The organism is Streptomyces sp. NPDC006458, assembly GCF_040612135.1.
GTDB lineage: Bacteria > Actinomycetota > Actinomycetes > Streptomycetales > Streptomycetaceae > Streptomyces.
The window spans coordinates 1-18,010 of sequence record NZ_JBEXPR010000061.1; the positions used below are offsets into that span (position 1 = coordinate 1).

At 73.0% G+C, this 18,010-nt stretch carries 13 protein-coding genes and 1 pseudogene; 3 read left to right on the top strand and 11 right to left on the bottom strand.

Features of this window, described 5'->3' with window-relative positions; translation table 11 throughout:
- The first annotated feature begins 629 nt into the window (after positions 1-629).
- Positions 630-1,670 carry a tryptophan--tRNA ligase gene (gene trpS, locus ABZZ79_RS38770; protein WP_356697249.1) on the top strand — a complete coding sequence of 347 codons (1,041 nt, stop codon included), beginning with the start codon at positions 630-632 and terminating at the stop codon, positions 1,668-1,670.
- Between the two features lie 54 nt (positions 1,671-1,724).
- Here trpS and proC read toward each other — a convergent pair whose 3' ends face one another.
- The 6 genes from proC to ABZZ79_RS38800 form a co-directional block, all read right to left on the bottom strand.
- On the bottom strand, positions 1,725-2,534 hold the full coding sequence (gene proC / locus ABZZ79_RS38775; RefSeq protein ID WP_356697251.1) for a pyrroline-5-carboxylate reductase: 810 nt from the start codon (positions 2,532-2,534) through the stop codon (positions 1,725-1,727).
- A gap of 103 nt (positions 2,535-2,637) precedes the next feature.
- The gene (locus tag ABZZ79_RS38780; RefSeq protein WP_356697253.1) at positions 2,638-3,426 is read right to left on the bottom strand and encodes an ABC transporter permease; all 789 of its coding nucleotides are present in this window, start codon (positions 3,424-3,426) and stop codon (positions 2,638-2,640) included.
- Complete coding sequence (locus tag ABZZ79_RS38785) at positions 3,423-4,235, bottom strand: ABC transporter ATP-binding protein (protein ID WP_356697255.1); 813 nt, start codon at positions 4,233-4,235, stop codon at positions 3,423-3,425. Before ABZZ79_RS38785 ends, ABZZ79_RS38780 begins: the two co-directional genes overlap by 4 nt.
- A 638-nt stretch (positions 4,236-4,873) precedes the next feature.
- Entirely contained in the window at positions 4,874-5,644 is a 771-nt protein-coding gene (locus ABZZ79_RS38790; protein ID WP_356697257.1) for a class I SAM-dependent methyltransferase, read from the bottom strand.
- 387 nt (positions 5,645-6,031) lie between these two features.
- Positions 6,032-6,550 (bottom strand): EamA/RhaT family transporter, encoded by a 519-nt coding sequence (locus ABZZ79_RS38795; RefSeq protein WP_356697259.1) that lies wholly within the window; start codon positions 6,548-6,550, stop codon positions 6,032-6,034.
- A 656-nt stretch (positions 6,551-7,206) separates the two neighbouring features.
- Positions 7,207-7,524: an SH3 domain-containing protein gene (locus ABZZ79_RS38800; protein ID WP_356697261.1), complete on the bottom strand. Its 318-nt coding sequence runs from the start codon at positions 7,522-7,524 to the stop codon at positions 7,207-7,209.
- 177 nt (positions 7,525-7,701) lie between these two features.
- On the opposite strand from ABZZ79_RS38800, the pseudogene ABZZ79_RS38805 reads away from it, so the two are divergent.
- Positions 7,702-9,788: pseudogene (locus ABZZ79_RS38805) on the top strand (serine/threonine-protein kinase).
- Positions 9,789-9,880: 92 nt separating this feature from the next.
- Here ABZZ79_RS38805 and ilvD read toward each other — a convergent pair.
- From ilvD to ABZZ79_RS38825, 4 genes are all read right to left on the bottom strand, one after another.
- On the bottom strand, positions 9,881-11,734 hold the full coding sequence (gene ilvD / locus ABZZ79_RS38810; protein ID WP_356697263.1) for a dihydroxy-acid dehydratase: 1,854 nt from the start codon (positions 11,732-11,734) through the stop codon (positions 9,881-9,883).
- Positions 11,735-11,908: 174 nt separating this feature from the next.
- Entirely contained in the window at positions 11,909-12,514 is a 606-nt protein-coding gene (locus ABZZ79_RS38815) for a TetR family transcriptional regulator (RefSeq protein ID WP_356697265.1), read from the bottom strand.
- Entirely contained in the window at positions 12,511-13,335 is an 825-nt protein-coding gene (locus ABZZ79_RS38820) for a sugar phosphate isomerase/epimerase (RefSeq protein WP_356697267.1), read from the bottom strand. The genes ABZZ79_RS38815 and ABZZ79_RS38820 overlap by 4 nt, the downstream gene beginning before the upstream one ends.
- Before the next feature lie 137 nt (positions 13,336-13,472).
- On the bottom strand, positions 13,473-14,402 hold the full coding sequence (locus ABZZ79_RS38825) for a Ppx/GppA phosphatase family protein (protein ID WP_356697269.1): 930 nt from the start codon (positions 14,400-14,402) through the stop codon (positions 13,473-13,475).
- A 95-nt stretch (positions 14,403-14,497) separates the two neighbouring features.
- On the opposite strand from ABZZ79_RS38825, the gene ABZZ79_RS38830 reads away from it, so the two are divergent.
- On the top strand, positions 14,498-15,346 hold the full coding sequence (locus ABZZ79_RS38830; protein ID WP_356697271.1) for a hypothetical protein: 849 nt from the start codon (positions 14,498-14,500) through the stop codon (positions 15,344-15,346).
- Between the two features lie 19 nt (positions 15,347-15,365).
- Here ABZZ79_RS38830 and ABZZ79_RS38835 read toward each other — a convergent pair whose 3' ends face one another.
- Positions 15,366-17,090, bottom strand: a complete 1,725-nt coding sequence (locus ABZZ79_RS38835; protein ID WP_356697273.1) for a hypothetical protein — start codon at positions 17,088-17,090, stop codon at positions 15,366-15,368.
- Between the last annotated feature and the right edge of the window lie 920 nt (positions 17,091-18,010).

Genomic DNA, 18,010 nt, shown 5'->3' on the forward strand with positions numbered 1-18,010 from the left:
CACCCTCTCGGGCTTTCCTCCGGGCGCTTCCCTTCGGTCTTGCGTTTCCGACTCTATCAGATCTTTCCGATCCGATTTCCTCGGTGCTTTCCAGGTTCCCGCTTCCGCGTTTCCCTTTCCGGCGGTTCCGACTCTATCAGATCCTTTCGGCGTCTGACTCCCAGTCAGGGGGGTTTGTCTTCCCGGCCGCTGGGCCGTTCCGACGAGTGAGACTTTAGCGGATTCCCGGCGCCCGAGCTAATCGGGGCCTGCGCCCTTTCGAACGCGGATTCCTCATTTCGCAAATACGCATGCCAATCATGCGACAGCAGCAGGACAGGCCGACTGCATGTCGAGAGTGGTTGGTACTTGCGGAATGGCTGTCCGGGGACCGACTCGGTCGGCGCTCACGTCGGACAACTCGGAGAACAGTACGGATCGAGGCGGGTCGTGTCAACCTCCCCCGAGGGCCGGCCTCGGGCGTACTCTGGGCCTCGTGACTACGCGTACGTGCAACCTTCAGTGGTGGGCCGCCTGACGGCGGCCGGACTCACGTATGCGCTCTCGGCCGCCGCCTCGGCGGCCGTTCTTGTATCTCCCTCCTGAGGGACCGGCCGGTGGGTGCGGCGGTCCCGACCAGGAGGTAGGAGATGAAGCGGGTCTTCAGCGGGGTCAAGCCGACCGGGCATCTGACACTGGGGAACTATCTGGGCGCCATGCGGCGGTGGGCCGCGGTGGACCAGCATCAGGCGGACGCGCTGTTCTGTGTCGTGGACCTGCACGCCCTGACCGTGGACCACGATCCCGCGCGGGTGCGGCGGCTGAGCCGCCAGTCGGCCACGCTGCTGCTGGCGTCGGGGCTGGACCCGGACCTGTGCACCGTGTTCGTGCAGAGTCACGTCGACGAGCACGCGCGGCTGTCGTACGTACTGGAGTGCGTGGCCACCGACGGCGAGATGCGGCGGATGGTCCAGTACAAGGAGAAGGCGGCGCGGGAGCGCGGACGGGGCGGGAGCGTACGGCTGTCGCTGCTCACCTATCCGGTGCTGATGGCGGCGGACATCCTGGCGTACGGGACGGACGAGGTGCCGGTGGGGGACGACCAGACGCAGCATGTCGAGCTGACCCGGGATCTGGCGGTGCGGTTCAACCAGCGGTACGGACACACCTTCGTGGTGCCGAGGGCGACGCATCCGGAGGTTGCCGCCCGGGTGATGAACCTCCAGGAACCGGCGTCGAAGATGGGCAAGAGCGACGACGTGGGGCCGGGGATCGTCTATCTGCTGGACGAGCCGGACGTGGTGCGGAAGAAGGTCATGCGGGCCGTGACCGACAGCGGGAGCGAGGTCGTGTACGACCGGGAGGCGCGGCCGGGCGTGGCGAATCTGCTGGAGATCCTCGCGGCGTGCACGGACGGGGACCCGGCGGAGCTGAGCGGTGTTTACGAGTCGTACGGCGCCTTGAAGAAGGACACCGCAGAGGCCGTGGTCGAGCTCCTGGGGCCCGTACAGGCCAGGCACAAGGAGTTGTGCGCGGATCCCGCGTATGTGGAGGAAGTGCTGCGGGGCGGCGCGGAGAAGGCTCGGGCGATGGCTCGGCCGACCGTGGACGCCGCTTACCGGGCGATCGGGTTGCTGCCCGCCGCCGACGTCGGGGCCGCGTCGGGGGTGGCCGTGAACGCCTTCGTGTGAGGGCGTCGGCTTCGGGCGCGGCGGGCTGGGTCGCCTGCCGCGCCCGGGGTGGGGTCAGCTGTTGCCGGAGGCGAGTTCGCGGCTGCGGTCGCGGGCGGCTTCGAGGGCGGCGATGAGGGCCGCTCGTACGCCGTGGTTCTCGAGCTCGCGGATGGCGTTGATGGTGGTGCCGGCGGGCGAGGTGACGTTCTCGCGGAGCTTGACCGGGTGTTCGCCGCTGTCGCGGAGCATCGTCGCGGCGCCGATGGCGGACTGGACGATGAGGTCGTGGGCCTTGTCGCGGGGCAGGCCGAGCAGGATGCCCGCGTCGGTCATGGCCTCGACCAGGTAGAAGAAGTAGGCCGGGCCGGAGCCGGACAGGGCGGTGCAGGCGTCCTGCTGGGACTCGGGCACGCGCAGGGTCTTGCCGACGGCGCCGAAGATCTCCTCGGCGTGGGCGAGGTGTCCGGCGGTGGCGTGGCTGCCCGCGGAGATGACGGACATGGCCTCGTCGACGAGGGCGGGGGTGTTCGTCATGACACGGACGACCGGGGTGCCCGCGGCGAGGCGCTCCTCGAAGAAGGAGGTGGGGATGCCTGCCGCGCCGCTGATGACCAGGCGGTCGGCGGGGATGTGCGGGGCGAGTTCGTCGAGGAGGCTGCCCATGTCCTGCGGCTTGACCGTGAGGATGAGGGTGTCGGCGGTCTTGGCGGCCTCGGCGTTGGTGACGGGGCTGACTCCGTAGCGGGTGCGGAGTTCGTCGGCCCGTTCCTGGCGGCGGGCGGTGACCAGGAGGTCGGCGGGGGACCAGCCGGCCCGGATCATTCCGCTGAGCAGGGCTTCGCCGATCTTGCCGGTGCCGAGGACCGCGACTTTCTGGCTCATGACTCAGGTGCCCTCCGAGATGTACGTCGTCCGGGTTCATCCTCGCACCCGGGGTGCCGCGGGCGGGGCCGCTGTCCGGTGGGCGGGACGGGGCGGGCCCGGGTCAGGCGGTGCGGCGGCGGAGGGTGGCGGCGCCGAGGCCCAGGACGAGCAGGGCGCAGCCGGCGACGATCAGGGCGTCGCGGACGAAGGCGGCGGTCATGTCGGTGTGCTTGAGGACCTCGTTCATGCCGTCGACCGCGTAGGACATGGGCAGCACGTCGGAGACGGCCTCCAGGGCGGGGTGCATGTTGTCGCGCGGGGTGAACAGGCCGCACAGCAGGAGCTGGGGGAAGATCACGGCCGGCATGAACTGGACGGCCTGGAACTCGGAGGAGGCGAAGGCGGAGACGAAGAGGCCGAGGGCGGTGCCGAGGAGGGCGTCGAGCAGGGCGACCAGGAGGAGCAGCCAGGCGGAGCCGGTGACGTCCAGGCCGAGGAACCACAGGGCGAGGCCGGTGGCGAGGGCGGACTGCACGACGGCCAGGACGCCGAAGGCGAGGGCGTAGCCGGCGATGAGGTCGCCCTTGCCGAGGGGCAGGGCGAGGAGGCGTTCGAGGGTGCCGGAGGTGCGTTCGCGCAGGGTGGCGATGGAGGTCACGAGGAACATGGTGATCAGCGGGAAGATGCCGAGGAGGGAGGCGCCGATGTTGTCGAAGACCTCGGGGCTGCCGTCGAAGACGTAGCGCAGCAGGAAGAGCATCACGCACGGGATGAGGATCATCATCGCGATGGTGCGCGGGTCGTGGCGGAGCTGGCGCAGGACGCGGGCCGCGGTGGCGAGGGTGCGGGAGGCGTTGAGGGCGCCGGTGGGGGCGTGGGCGCCGGGCGCCGGTGCGGGCGTGGTGGTCATCGCGTGGTCTCTTTCGGGGTCGCGGCCGCGGTCGCCTCGTCGACGAGGTGGAGGAAGGCTTCCTCGACCGTGTCCGTGTGGGTGCGGGTGCGCAGGGCCTCGGGGCTGTCGTCGGCGAGGAGCCGGCCGTCGCGCATGAGCAGGAGGCGGTGGCAGCGCTCGGCTTCGTCCATGACGTGGGAGGAGACGAGGAGGGTGGTGCCGCGGCGGGTGGCGATGTCGTGGAAGAGGTTCCACAGGTCGCGGCGGAGTACGGGGTCGAGGCCGACGGTGGGCTCGTCGAGGACGAGGAGTTCGGGGGTGCCGAGGAGGGCGACGGCGAGGGAGACGCGGTTGCGCTGTCCGCCGGAGAGGTTGCCGGCGAGGGTGTCGGCGTGGCGGGTGAGGTCGACGTCGTCGATGGCGCGGGTGACGTCGGTGTCGCGCTGCGCGGCGGCCGCCCGGCCGGGGGTGAGGATCGCGGCGAAGTAGTCCAGGTTCTGACGGACAGTCAGGTCGTCGTAGACGGACGGGGCTTGGGTGACGTAGCCGATGTGGGTGCGCAGGCGGGGGTGGCCGGCGGGCCGGCCGAGGACGTCGAGGGTGCCGGTGACCTGGGCCTGGGTGCCGACGACGGCGCGCATGAGGGTGGACTTGCCGCAGCCGGAGGGGCCGAGGAGGCCGGTGATCTGGCCGCGCGGGACGGTGAAGTCGAGGCCGCGCAGGACGGTTCGGGGGCCGCGTACGACGGTGAGGCCGACGGCGTTGACGGCTGGGGTGTCGTGGGTTTCGGGGTGGCGGTCCGGCGGCTCGGACGAGTAATTCACCATGCGATGAATAATGCTCCGGCACCCCGGGCGCGTCAAGCGGGTGGCGCAGGGCGGCGCAGGCGCGTGAGGGTGTGAGGGTGTGATCGGAAGCCGGGGCTCCGGTGCGGTGCGCGCTGCCTCGGTCACCGATGGCTGCTGCTGTTCACGGCCGCGCTGCCGGGCGTGCTCGGGCTGATCCAGGTGGCGGCGGCGCCGCGCTGCTGGTGCGCGCGGGCTGCGAGCTCGTGCCGGTGCGGGAGGCACGGGCGCTGGGGCGGGGCGCTGCTGTGTCAGGGGCGCCGATGGCATCACCGAGCGAAGGGAACGCCCGATCATCGCGGGGAGGTCGCGGTGCTCACCGTGACGGCCGCCGCGATCGTCGTCGGGAACCTCTTCGAGGGGGCCTGGTCGCTCTGGCGCCGGCCGTGGCGGGGACGGCCTGGGACATCGGCCATGTCCCCGTCGAGACCGAGGACCCCGAGGCGGGGCCGGGATCGTCGTCCGGGTCCTGGGACACACCGCCTGCCTGCGGCTGCCGAAGCCGCTGGACGCGCTGTACGCCCTGCCGTACGACGTGAGGTGCGCCCGGATCCCGGCGGCCCGCGGCATGTGGACCACGTGTGCGCGGCGGCCCTGAAGGGGTGGGCCGCCGCGCGGGATCAGGCGGCGGCCCGGGCGACCAGCAGGTCGAGGTCGTACGTCTCCTCGACGATCCCGTCGGGGAAGACCCGCAGCAGGTGCCGGCGCTCCTCGGCGAGGAAACCGGTGCGGCGTTGCTCGGTGTCGGTGAGGAAGATCGAGTGGCTGCCGAGGTTGGCCAGGTGGGTGTCGACGGGGACGCGGCGGCTCCAGCGCAGGTGGCGGTGCGCGAAGACGAGGCGCCCTTCGGGGTCGGCGACTCCGACGTGCGTACCGAGCTTCTTCTCGGCCTCGACGTCCACGTCGAAGTGACGGGCCTGGCGGGCGGCGGCCTCGGCGATCCACGACACGTCCAGGGCGCCGGTGTTCCACCACAGCGCCAGCGCGCCGCCGGGGCGTAGCACGCGCAGTGCCTCCGGGACCGAGCGGGCGGGGTCGGTCCAGTGCCAGGACTGGGCGTAGGTGAGGAGGTCGAGGGAGGCGGGGGCGAAGGGGAGGTGGTTGCCGTCGCCCCGGACGAGGGGCACGCCGGGGAGCGCCCTGCGGAACTCGGTGGCCATGCCGGTGCCGGGCTCGACGGCGATCACGTCGGCGCCGCGGGCGTGCAGCAGGGCGGTCGCCAGGCCCGTACCGGCGCCGACGTCCGCGACACGGGCGCCCTTGAGGGGGCGGCCGGCGAGTTCCTCGACGGCGTCGAGGAGGGCGGGCGGATACGAGGGGCGGTTGGCGGCGTACTGGGCCGCTGCCGCGTTGAAGGAGTGGGCCCGGGCGGAGCGGGTGGGAGCCGTCATGGAGCCATCGTGCCCCGGGGCCGCGCTCGGGATGGGGGTTTCGGGCGGTCCCGGCGGAGTTCCTCGCGGGCGGGGTCTCTCGGGCGGGGTCTCTCGGGCGGGGTCTTTCGGGCGGGGTGGGGGGCGGCGGGTTGCGGGCAGTCTCCCGCGGCGCCGTACCCGGGGCAGGGTTCGTGGCAGACCCCGCACACGTCCCCCGCGGGCGGGGTCAGGAACGGCGGCGGGTTTCCCCACCTCCGCGGCCGCACACCGGGCAGGGTTTCCGGCAGACCCCGCGCCGACCCACGCGGGCAGCATCCGGATCGGCGGGCTTCCCCCAGGACGCGGCCGACCGCGCTCGGGGCGCGGTTTCCAGCGGACCCAGCGCAGCTCCCGCCGTCGACGGAGTCAGGAACGGCGGCGCCTCTTGGACGGGTTGCCGGTGCGGCGGGTCGAGCGCTTCTGGTGTTGTTCGAGGGCCGCCTCGTACTCCTGGCGGTGCAGCTTCTCGCCGGGGGCCTCGGTGAGCGAGCGGAAGAAGTAGGCCAGCAGCGAGCCGACGAAGCCGATGGCCAGCAGGCCGCGCAGGGAGGCCTGGCGGTCGGGGTCGGGGCGCTTGCGGTAGCTCTCCCAGGTGTGGCCGAAGGCGAGGGCGCTGGACGCCGCGAACATCACGATCACCAGGACCGTGACGAAGGAGCCGATGTCCGCGATCTCCAGGCCCTCGTAGGCGAAGCGCAGGACCAGGCAGGCGACCGCGGCGAGGGCGAGCGAGCCGACGGCGGCACCGACACGGCGCGGGCCGTAGCCGTTGTCGTGGTTCACCCAGGTGGTGCCGAAGAGGCGGAGGGGCTCGGGGGTGGGGCCGCCGGTGTGGGAGTCCTCCGCCTGGTCCCGGGTGCCGTTGCCGTTCTGCTTGTCGCTCACGGCTCGATTATGTCCCGGGGCGGGGCGGCTGCGTCCCGGGGCGGGGCGGCTGCGTCCCGGGGCGGGGCGGCTGCGTCCCGGGGCGGGGCGGCTGCGTCCCGGGGCGGGGCGGGCCCCTCCGAGGGCGCCCTGGAGCGGCTCCGGGACGCCCAGGGAGCGCCCCGGAGCCGGCCGGCGTTCCCGGTCGGGTCAGACCGAGCCATTCAGACCGAGCCGGTCAGACCGAGCCGGGTCAGCCGGGTTGCCTCGGCCCGGTGGGCTCGGCTCGGGTCGGCTCAGCCGAGTCGGCTCGGCTCGGGTGGGCTCGGCCGAGTCGACTCAGCCCGGGGTCGGCACAGCCGAATCCATTCCGCCCGGGACGGCTCAGCCGGGACGACTCGGCACGGGTCGGCACGGCCGAATCCATTCCGCTCAGGACGGCTCGGCCAGGGCGCCTCGGTCCACGTCGGCTCGGCCAAATCCACTCAGCCCAGGACGGCACAGCCGAACGACCCGGCACGGGTCGGCACAGCCGAACGACCCGGTCCACGTCGGCACAGCCAAACCCACTCAGCCCAGAACGGCACAGCCGACACGACCCAGCCCACGTCCGCACAGCCAAACCCACCCCGCCCAGAACGGCTCAGCCGCAACGACCCGCCCAGCCCAGGTTCGGCTCAGCCGCACTGGGAGGCGACGTAACCGTCGCTGCCCGTGTTCACATAGGCGTCGGCGACGAACTCGCCGTCGCTGATGTTGTCCCAGATGTTGGACGTCCCGTACGGGCCCGTCACCGACGTCCCCGGTGTCTGGCAGTAGATCGGGACCTTGGCGCCCTCCGGGAGGACCCGCAGGATGCGGTAGCCCGTGCCGGGGCCGCTGCGGACGTTGAGGCGGACGCCCGGGGCGACCGCGTAGTAACGCAGCAGGCTCGACGCCTCGGCGGACTGCGCCTCGCTCGCGCCCCCGGCCTCTTCGGCATGCTCGACAGCCATGGAAACCTCCCCCGTCGGCCCCGGCTTCGCGCGGGGCCCGCTGATTGTCTCGAATCACGCCCTGAAAGTGACGTGCGCGACTCGCACCCGGAGGCTAGCAAGCCGCCTCGGTCTCGCACGAACCATCGACTAGGCTCCTCGCGTCGCGCGCGCGGACGAACGGCACGGGGGTGGTTCATGGCGCCGCAGAGCAACACCGGGATCGGGGCGGAAGCGGAACTTCCCGAATACGCCGGTCACTATCTGCTGGAGTCGTGCCTCGGCTCCGGCGGCATGGGCGTCGTCCATCAGGCGCGCAGCGCCTCGGGGATGACGCTCGCCGTCAAGGTCGTGCACGCCGAGTTCGCCAGAGACCCCGAGTTCAGGGGCCGGTTCCGGCAGGAGGTGGCCGCGGCCCGCCGGGTGAGCGGAGCGTTCACGGCGTCCGTCGTGGACGCCGATCCGGATGCCGAACGGCCCTGGATGGCGACCCTGTTCATCCCCGGCCCGACGCTCTCCGATCAGGTGAAGCGGAACGGGCCGATGAACACCGAGCAGTTGCGCCGGCTGATGGCCGGACTGGCCGAGGCGCTGCGCGACATCCATCGGGTCGGCGTCGTGCACCGGGACCTGAAGCCGAGCAACGTCCTGCTCGCCGAGGACGGGCCGAAAGTCATCGACTTCGGAATCTCCCGGCCGAAAGACAGCGAACTGCGCACCGAGACCGGGAAGTTGATCGGCACCCCGCCGTTCATGGCTCCCGAGCAGTTCCGGCGCCCGCGCGAGGTCGGCCCCGCCGCGGACATTTTCGCGCTCGGATCCGTGATGGTGCACGCGGCGACGGGACGGGGGCCCTTCGACTCCGACAGCCCCTATGTCGTCGCCTACCAGGTCGTGCACGACGAGCCCGATCTGACCGGTGTCCCCGACAGCCTCGTCCCGCTGGTGTCGCGGTGTCTGGCCAAGGAGCCCGAGGAGCGGCCCACTCCGGACGAACTCATGCGGGAGCTGCGGTCGGTGGCCGCCTCGTACGACACCCAGGCGTTCATCCCCACGCAGCGGACGGGCGGCGTACCGCGGCCGGAGCCCCGGGCCGAAGAGCCGCCCCGTACGGCGCCCAGGCGCTCGCGCGGGCGGATCGCCGCGGTCGCGGCGGCGCTCGTGCTGGTGGTCACCGGGACCGTGGTCGCCCTCACCCGGTCCGGCGAGGAGCCCCGCCGCGCGGCCGGTGACCGGCACCCGGCGACAGCCCCGGTCCGCGCGTGGGAGACCCGCCCGGTACGGGGCGAGGAGGGGACCGCGCAGTGCTCGTACGGCGGCTCGGCGGTGCTGTGCGCGCGGCCGGGCATGGTCTTCGCCCTCTCCCCGTCCGACGGCTCCGTGCTGTGGCGCACCGCCACCGCCGGCTCCCGGGTCAGCTCCCCGCCCATCCTGGCGGGCGGTCTCGTGCAGCCCATGGCGGAGGAGAGCGACCGGCGGCGGGGCTCGACCCCGCGTCGGGCGAGCCGCGCTGGGAGCGGGAGATGCCCGCGCACGTCGCTCTGCAGCCCGTCGGCGACATTTTGCTGCTCACGGGCGCGGACGGCGTGGTCACCGGGGTGGACGGTGCCACGGGCGAGCCCGTGTGGAGCCGTCGCATCGAGGGCCTGGGGACGCCGTACTTCGTGTCGTTCGCCGGCGATCCGCTGGCGTACGCCGTGGATCCGCTGGGCGACGACGGCAGCGAGGTCACCGCGGTCGACCCGACGACGGGCGAGGTGCGCTGGAAGGCGGAGCTGCGGGGAGATCTGAAGCCGGTCGGCTCCCACGACGGCTCCCTCTTCCTGCTGGCCGCCGACCAGCTCCACGAGGACGTGAGCACTGTCGTCCGCTACGACCCGGCGAGCGGTACGGCGCGCCGGGTGCAGCTGCCCGTGTCGCGCGACGATCCGCGGGTCGGCGTACGCGGGAACATCGTCTATCTGCTGACCGCGGGCGGTTCGCTGGAGGCGGTGGACATGGACGCGGGCAAGCGGATCTGGATCCTCGAAACCGCCGTGAGCCGCGGCTCCGCTCCGGTCGCCGACCGCGGGCAGGTGTACGTGACCACTCCCGACGGGCGTCTCCTCGCCGTGGACGCGGGCAACGGCCGTCTGCTCGGGCAGACGCCCCCGCGCCCCGCCGGCGCCTCGGACGTCGTACCCGCGTATCTGCCCGAGCCCGTCGTCTCCGGCCCCCGCGTCCACGCTTCCGCGCCCGACGGGACCGTCTTCTCCGTGCCCGCCCGCGACCCGGCGTCCTGGTGACATGACGAAGGGCCGCCTCCCCCGAAGGGAAGGCGGCCCGAAGAGAAGGCGGCCCGGGAGGGAGAGCGGTTCGGGAGGCGCCGAGGGCCGCCTCAGCCCAGCTTCGTCACGTCCCGCACCGCGCCCTTGTCCGCGCTCGTGGCCATCGCGGCGTACGCCCGCAGCGCCGCGGACACCTTGCGCTCGCGGTTCTTGGGCGCGTACGCCCCGCCCAACGCCTCCTCGCGGCGGGCGAGTTCGGCGTCGTCGACCAGCAGCTCGATCGTCCGGTCCGGGATGTCGATACGGATGCGGTCGCCGTCCTCGACCAGGGCGATGGTGCCGCCCGAGGCCGCCTCGGGTGAGGCGTGGCCGATCGACAGGCCCGAAGTGCCGCCGGAGAAACGGCCGTCGGTGATCAGGGCGCAGGCCTTTCCGAGGCCTCGGCCCTTGAGGTACGAGGTCGGGTAGAGCATCTCCTGCATGCCGGGGCCTCCCTTGGGGCCCTCGTAGCGGATGACGACGACGTCGCCCTCCTTGACCTGCTGGGTGAGGATCTTCTGGACGGCCTCCTCCTGCGACTCGCAGACGACGGCCGGGCCCTCGAAGGTCCAGATCGACGGGTCGACACCGGCCGTCTTCACCACGCAGCCGTCGACCGCGAGGTTGCCCTTGAGGACGGCGAGGCCGCCGTCCTGGGAGTAGGCGTGCTCGGCGGAGCGGATGCAGCCGTTCTCGGCGTCGGTGTCGAGGGAGTCCCAGCGCTCGGACTGGGAGAAGGCCTCCGCGGAGCGCACGCAGCCCGGGGCCGCGTGCCACAGCTCCACGGCCTGCGGGGACGGCGAACCGCCGCGCACGTCCCAGGTCTTGAGCCAGTCGGCGAGGGACGGGCTGTGGACGGAGTTGACGTCCTCGTTCAGCAGGCCCGCGCGGTGCAGTTCGCCCAGGAGGGCCGGGATGCCACCGGCTCGGTGGACGTCCTCCATGTAGTACGTGCGGTCCTTGGCGACGTTCGGCGCGACCTTGGCCAGACACGGCACCCGGCGCGAGACGGCGTCGATCTCGGCGAGGCCGAAGGGGATCTCCGCCTCCTGGGCGGCGGCCAGCAGGTGCAGGATCGTGTTGGTGGAGCCGCCCATGGCGATGTCGAGGGCCATGGCGTTCTCGAAGGCCGCGAAGGTGGCGATGGAGCGCGGCAGGACGGTGTCGTCGTCCTGCTCGTAGTAGCGCCGGGTGATGTCCATGACCGTGCGGGCCGCGTCCTCGTAGAGGCGGCGGCGGGCCGTGTGGGTGGCCAGGACCGAGCCGTTGCCGGGCAGGGACAGGCCGATCGCCTCGGTGAGGCAGTTCATCGAGTTGGCGGTGAACATGCCCGAACAGGAGCCGCAGGTCGGACAGGCGTTCTCCTCGATACGGAGGATGTCCTCGTCCGAGATCTTGTCGTTCACGGCGTCGGAGATCGCGTCGACCAGGTCGAGGGTGCGGACCGTGCCGTCGACCAGGGTGGCGCGGCCGGACTCCATGGGGCCGCCGGAGACGAAGACCGTGGGGATGTTGAGGCGCAGGGCCGCGTTCAGCATGCCCGGGGTGATCTTGTCGCAGTTGGAGATGCAGACCAGGGCGTCGGCGCAGTGCGCCTCGACCATGTACTCGACCGAGTCGGCGATCAGGTCGCGCGAGGGCAGGGAGTACAGCATGCCGCCGTGGCCCATCGCGATGCCGTCGTCCACGGCGATCGTGTTGAACTCGCGCGGGATGCCGCCCGCCTCCCGGATCGCCTCGCTGACGATCCGGCCGACCGGCTGGAGGTGCGTGTGGCCGGGCACGAACTCGGTGAAGGAGTTGGCGACGGCGATGATCGGCTTCCGGCCGATGTCCGCACCGGGTACACCGGAGGCGCGCATAAGGGCGCGGGCGCCCGCCATGTTGCGGCCGTGGGTGACTGTGCGGGACCTCAGCTCGGGCATCGTCGCTCGCTCCTTCAGAGACTGCGATCAGGAAGACTTGCGATCAGAGAGACCTCTGACTGCTAACGAGCGTACGCCGGACATCCAGGTGCCGGGACGCTGTCCGGAATGCGGGACGGGTATCTCAGTGCGACCGTCCGTCCGAGCCCTTGCGCGGCCGGGCCGCTGAGGGCCTCAGGGGCCGGTCAGATGCACCTGTACGACCGGCGCCAGCCGCGCGATGATCTGCTCCGGCTGCGCCGAGGCCAGCGGCTCCACCTTGATCACGTACCGCAGCATCGCCGTACCGACCAGCTGGGCCGCCGCCAGCTCGGCCCGCAGCTCGGCGTCGGGCACGTCCAGTTCCCCGGCGATCCGGCGCAGCAGCTGGGCGGCGACCAGATGGCGGAAGACGGCGGCGGCGGCCTCGTTGTTGACGGCCGAGCGCACCACCGCGAGCAGCGACGTACGGGTGACCGGGTTCTCCCAGACGCCGAAGAAGAAGCGGGTCAGCCGCTCCCCCACGCCGTCCAGCGGGCCGTCGGCGACGGCGTCCGCGGCGCTGATCGCGGGCGCGATGGTGTCCTCGATCGCGGCCTCGAACACCTGCTCCTTGGTGCCGAAGTAGTGGTGGACGAGCGCCGGGTCGACCCCGGCGGCCTTGGCGATACCGCGGACGGACGTCTTGTCGTAGCCGCGTTCGGAGAACTCCGCGCGGGCCGCGGCGAGGATGCGGTCGCGGGTGTCCGCGGACTCGGTGCGCGGCGGCCGGCCCCGGCGCCGGGAGGTCTGGGCGGTCATCGCCTCGGCACCTTCGTCGCCGACGCCAGATGCAGCCGTGTGTAGGCCAGCGCCTCGGCGAGGTCGGCCTCGCGCTCCGCGCTGGACATGGCGCGCCGGGTGTTGACCTCGATGACGACATGGCCGTCGAAGCCGGTCAGGGCGAGACGCTCCAGCACCTCGGCGCAGGGCTGGGTGCCGCGGCCGGGCACCAGGTGCTCGTCCTTGGCCGAGCCGCGGCCGTCGGCGAGGTGGACATGGCCGAGCCGGTCGCCCATGCGGTCGATCATCTCGATCGCGTCGGTGCGGGCGGTGGCGGTGTGGCTGAGGTCGATCGTGAAGTGCCGGTAGTCGTCCTTGGTGACGTCCCAGCCGGGGGCGTAGGCGAGCATCTCGCGGTCGCGGTAGCGCCAGGGGTACATGTTCTCGACGGCGAACCGGACGTCCGTCTCGTCGGCCATCCGCCAGATCCCCCTGACGAAGTCGCGCGCGTACTGGCGCTGCCAGCGGAAAGGGGGATGGACCACGACCGTGCCGGCGCCGAGCTTGTGCGCGGCGGCCCGGGCCCGCTGGAGCTTGGTCCAGGGGTCCGTCGACCAGACGCGCTGCGTGATGAGCAGACACGGGGCGTGCACGGCGAGGATCGGCACGCCGTGGTGGTCGCTGAGCCGGCGCAGGGCGTCGACGTCCTGGCTGACCGGGTCGTTCCAGACCATGACCTCGACGCCGTCGTAGCCGAGGCGGGCGGCGATCTCGAAGGCCGTCGCCGTGGACTCCGGGTAGACGGAGGCCGTGGACAGCGCGACCTTCGCATCCGGAATACGCACGACTGGATCTGCCACGAGGGAAAGGGTACGCGGTCGTCTACGCGCCGTTCAGCGTTCTCATCGTGTGCGCGTGCGGGATGCCGGTGGCTGATCGCGCCCGCGCGGCGGGGCCGCCCGTCGAGACGGCCCCGCGCCCTTCAGGGTCGTGTCCCTCAAGTCGGCATGTGATCCAGCTTGCGGAGGATGACGCCCTCGCGCAGGGCCCACGGGCAGACCTCCAGGGTCTCGACACCGAAGAGATCCATCGCGCCCTCGGCCACGAGCGCACCCGCGAGGAGCTGGTTGGCGCGTCCCTCGGAGACACCGGGCAGCTCGCAGCGCTCGGCGGTGGTCATGCCCGCCAGTCTCGGCACCCAGGCCTCCAGGGACTCCCGCTTGAGGTCGCGCTGGACGTAGAGGCCGTCGGCGGAGCGGGCGGCGCCGCCGATGCGGGCGAGCTGCCGGAAGGTCTTGGAGGTGGCGACCACGTGGTCGGGGGCGCCGAAGCGGGTGAACTCCCCGACCGTACGGGCGATCTGGGCGCGGACATGACGACGCAGGGCCCTTATGTCGTCCGGGTCCGGGGGGTCACCGGGAAGCCAGCCGGCGGTGAGGCGGCCGGCGCCGAGAGGCAGCGAGACGGCGGCGTCGGGCTCCTCGTCGATGCCGTAGGCGATCTCCAGGGAGCCGCCGCCGATGTCCAGGACCAGCAGCTTGCCGGCCGACCAGCCGAACCAGCGGCGGGCCGCGAGGAAGGTCAGCCGGGCCTCCTCGGCGCCGCTGAGGACCTGGAGCGCGACGCCGGTCTCCTCGTGCACGCGGGTGAGGACCTCGTCGGCGTTGGTGGCCTCGCGCACGGCGGAGGTGGCGAACGGGAGCAGTTCCTCGACGCCCTTGTCCTCGGCCGCCTGGAGGGCGCCGTGGACGACAGCGATCAGCTGCTCGACGCCGTCCGGGCCGATGGCACCGGCCTCGTCGAGCAGCTGGGCCAGGCGCAGCTCCGCCTTGTGCGAGTGCGCGGGCAGCGGCCGTGCGCCGGGGTGCGCGTCCACCACCAGCAGATGCACCGTATTGCTTCCCACGTCCAGGACACCGAGTCTCATGTACGGAACGCTACTGCCAGGTGGGCCGTGGTCCGCCCCTCGGGACGTGAGTGGAGCGGTCCCACCACGGGCGTTCGGCGACTTACCCTGGACGGGTGCCAAAGACGAAAAAGGCGAAGGACGACAAGAAGGCCAAATCGGCTGCGGATTCTTCGCGGGCGAAAGCACCGAAGATGTCGAAGAAGGCCCCGGAAGCCGACGAGAAGGGGCTCGACTTCGCACGCGCGTGGGTTGAGTTCCCTGATCCGGCGGACGACGAGCAGATCTTCCGCTGTGATCTGACATGGCTGACCTCCCGCTGGAACTGCATCTTCGGAAGCGGCTGCCAGGGCATCCAGGCCGGCCGCGCGGACGACGGGTGCTGTTCGCTGGGCGCCCACTTCTCCGACGAGGACGACGAGAAGCGCGTCGCCGAGCACGTGGCGCGGCTCACGCCGGAGATCTGGCAGCACCACGACGAGGGCATGGAGCACGGCTGGGTCTCCGAGGACGACGAGGGCTCCCGCCAGACCCGCCCCTTCAACGGCTCGTGCATCTTCCAGAACCGCCCCGGCTTCGCGGGCGGCGCGGGCTGCTCGCTGCACATCCTGGCCCTGAAGGAGGGCCGGGAGCCGCTGGAGACCAAGCCGGACGTGTGCTGGCAGCTGCCCGTGCGCCGCACGTACGACTGGATCGACCGCCCCGACGACACGCGTGTCCTCCAGGTCTCCATCGGTGAGTACGACCGCCGCGGCTGGGGTCCGGGCGGCCACGACCTGCACTGGTGGTGCACCTCGGCGACCTCGGCGCACGGCGCGGGCGATCCGGTCTACGTCTCCTACCGGGCGGAACTGACCGAACTGATGGGCAAGGCCGGCTACGACCGCCTGGTCGAACTGTGCGAGCAGCGCCTGGCCGCGCAGCTCCCCCTGCTGGCCCCGCACCCGGCGGACCCGGTCGGCTGACCGCGGCCGGGAGAGCGTTCTACGACGTGGAGGGGCTCGGGTCGCCGCTGTCGCCGGGCGGGGGCGACGAACCCGGGTCGGTCGGCGCGGAGCTGCTGGGAGTCGGCTCGGGAGTGGGCGAGGAGGGCGGGTCGCTCGGGGTCGGATCGGTGGGTTCGGAGGCCGTCGGGGTGGGCGTCGGGTCGACGGGCGTGGGACTGCCGGGGCTGCTGGGTCTCGGCTTCGGTTCGGGGTCGGAGGGGCTGGGCGCGGTGCCGTAGCCCTCGATGGAGACGATGGCGCCCGCGGGCGCCACGGCCACGCGCGCGTGCCAGTACCCGGAGGGTTCACGCAGCGGGTCGACGTACACCTTGATCGTCACCGACTCGCCGGGCCGCAGGGTTCCCGACGACCGGCTCAGATACAGCCAGCGGGCTCCGGTCGCGGCCGACCAGCGCACGGGCGCGTCCCCGGAGGCGGTGAGGGTGATCAGGGTGGTGTCACCGCTGGTCCCGGCCGTCACCTCCAGCTGCCCGGGGCCCTTCGTCCCGACCCCGTTGACGCTGATGACCTCGACGGACACATCGGGCGTGCCCCCGCCGAAGCCGCCGCCGGGCCGGGTGCTGGCGTTGCCGGCGTTCTCGTAACCGCCACCGGCGGCGGATCCCTCGACCCCGCCGGGCCCGTGTTCCCGGCTGGCGGCGGCACCGGGGCCGCCGCCCTCCCCGTCACCGGCGAGCGGCCCGCCCCGGTAGGCGGACCACAGGGCGATCACCGGAGCGGCGACGACGGTGGCGACCACCGTCGTCGTGACGGCCCGCGCGCGGAGCCGGTCGCGGCGGGCGGCACGGTCTTTCGGGTCCATCGGAAAGCCGCGCCGGTCGAAGCGCGGGACGGCCGCGCCCCGCGCGCGCGGGTGGTGCGCCATCGCCACGTACAGCGGCGCGCGGGGTGCCTCCAGGACGGGCAGCGCCTCGGGCGTGACGCTCGCGCCGGGCCAGCGGCCGGGCACGGCACGCTCCGCGGCGCGCCGGCAGTGGGGGCAGTCGTCGACGTGCCGGACCAGCTCGCGGCGCAGCGTGGTGCTGAGCACGAGCTGGTGGTCGCCGGTGAGGCGGGCGACGCCGGGGCAGCCGCCGGTCTCGACGACGGCGAGCACCGCGCGGGTGCGTTCCACCTCGCAGGCGGCGGAGGCGAGGAGTTCCCGGGCGGCGGCGAGGTCCATCCCCAGCACGGCGGCGACCTCGTGGGCGGCCAGGTGATGCCGCACCGCCAGCTCCAGCGCCTCGCGCTGCTCCGGGGTGGTGCCGGCCGCCTCCGGCCAGGCCAGCAGGGCGAGTTCGCGCCGGCGCTGCTCCTGTACCTCCTCGGACACGGGCGGCTCCTGCGGCGGGACCGGCCGCGGCCGGGGGCCGTGGCGTCCTGCGGCATGGCCGGCCTGGCGTTTCTCCCTGGCCTCCGCCATCTTCCGCAGACACGACCAGCGGGTCAGGGCGTACAGCCAGGCCCTGCGGTCGTCGGCGGACTCGGGGGCGCGGGTGCCTCGGCGCTCCGCGAGGGCCAGGACGTCTCCCAGTGCGGCCGTCGCGGTGTCGTGGTCGCACAGCACGGACAGGCAGTAGGTGAACAGCCCGTCCAGGTACGGCTCGTAGCGCGCAGGCGTCCGCTGCGCCAGCGTCCTCGCGGCACCGCGGTCACGCGCCTCGCGGTACGCCCGGTGTGCGCCGGTGGTGCGGGTCGAGGTTTCCGGGCTGCTGCTCATCACCCGTGCGACCGTAGGCGGCCGACGCCCGGCCATTCCGGCACCTTGAGCACATTTACTCCGTACGGGTGAAACGATCCCTCATAAGGGGACACGGGGCTCCTCTGGAGTGGCCTGTTTGCGACGGAACTGGCCGGTTCCCTGCGGGTGCGGGTGCGCGTATCGCCGGGCGGGGCGGGGTCGGCGGCGCGGCTGCGGCAGGGGCGGCGCGCAACTCGGCGTCGGCGAGGTGCCAGGCCGCCCACAGCGGGGCGCGTTGCTGGGCCCGGCGACGGTGCGGCTGAGGCGGGGGGCGGTACGCAACTCGGCGTCAGCGAGGTACCGCCGCGCCCACCCGTGCCGCCCCGAGCGGCACGCATGCCCGCAGCGGGGGCGCGGTGCGGGGCGGGGGCGTTGCGCGGCCCGAGGCGACGGGCGTCGGGAAGTCGCGCACGGCGCGGAGGAAGCCGGGGGCGGCGCGGAGGAAGCCGGGGGCGGCGCGCTGCTCGGCGTCGGCGAGGTACCGCCGCGCCCACCCGTGCCGCCCCGAGCGGCACGCATGCCCGCAGCGGGGGCGCGGTGCGCGGCGGGGGCGTTGCGCGGCCCGAGGCGACGTCGGGCGGCGGGAAAGCCGGGTACGACAGGCGACAGGTGGGGCGGGAAGGCGCGTACGGCGAGGAAGGCGCGTACGGCGAGAAGGAAACGGAACCGGAGGCGTCGGGAAGGCGCGTACGGCGGGGAGGGGACGGGGCGGGGGGTGTCCGCCCGCAGCGGACGGCGCGAGACGCCCTCAGCCGACGTAAGAGACCAGAACGGCGGACCGAGGACGGACACCCCCCCCCCCCGCCCCCCCCCCCCCCCCCCCCCCCCCCCCCCCAAAACACCCCCCCCCCCCCCCCCCCCCCCCCCCCGCCGCCCCCCCCCCGGCCCCCCCCCCCACCCAC

What these genes read in the sequence shown, in the direction of transcription:
- trpS (WP_356697249.1), top strand. Translation starts at nt 630, where the DNA reads ATGAAGCGGGTCTTCAGCGGGGTCAAGCCGACCGGGCATCTGACACTG.
- proC (WP_356697251.1), bottom strand. Translation starts at nt 2,534, where the DNA reads ATGAGCCAGAAAGTCGCGGTCCTCGGCACCGGCAAGATCGGCGAAGCC.
- ABZZ79_RS38780 (WP_356697253.1), bottom strand. Translation starts at nt 3,426, where the DNA reads ATGACCACCACGCCCGCACCGGCGCCCGGCGCCCACGCCCCCACCGGC.
- ABZZ79_RS38785 (WP_356697255.1), bottom strand. Translation starts at nt 4,235, where the DNA reads ATGGTGAATTACTCGTCCGAGCCGCCGGACCGCCACCCCGAAACCCAC.
- ABZZ79_RS38790 (WP_356697257.1), bottom strand. Translation starts at nt 5,644, where the DNA reads ATGACGGCTCCCACCCGCTCCGCCCGGGCCCACTCCTTCAACGCGGCA.
- ABZZ79_RS38800 (WP_356697261.1), bottom strand. Translation starts at nt 7,524, where the DNA reads ATGGCTGTCGAGCATGCCGAAGAGGCCGGGGGCGCGAGCGAGGCGCAG.
- ilvD (WP_356697263.1), bottom strand. Translation starts at nt 11,734, where the DNA reads ATGCCCGAGCTGAGGTCCCGCACAGTCACCCACGGCCGCAACATGGCG.
- ABZZ79_RS38815 (WP_356697265.1), bottom strand. Translation starts at nt 12,514, where the DNA reads ATGACCGCCCAGACCTCCCGGCGCCGGGGCCGGCCGCCGCGCACCGAG.
- ABZZ79_RS38825 (WP_356697269.1), bottom strand. Translation starts at nt 14,402, where the DNA reads ATGAGACTCGGTGTCCTGGACGTGGGAAGCAATACGGTGCATCTGCTG.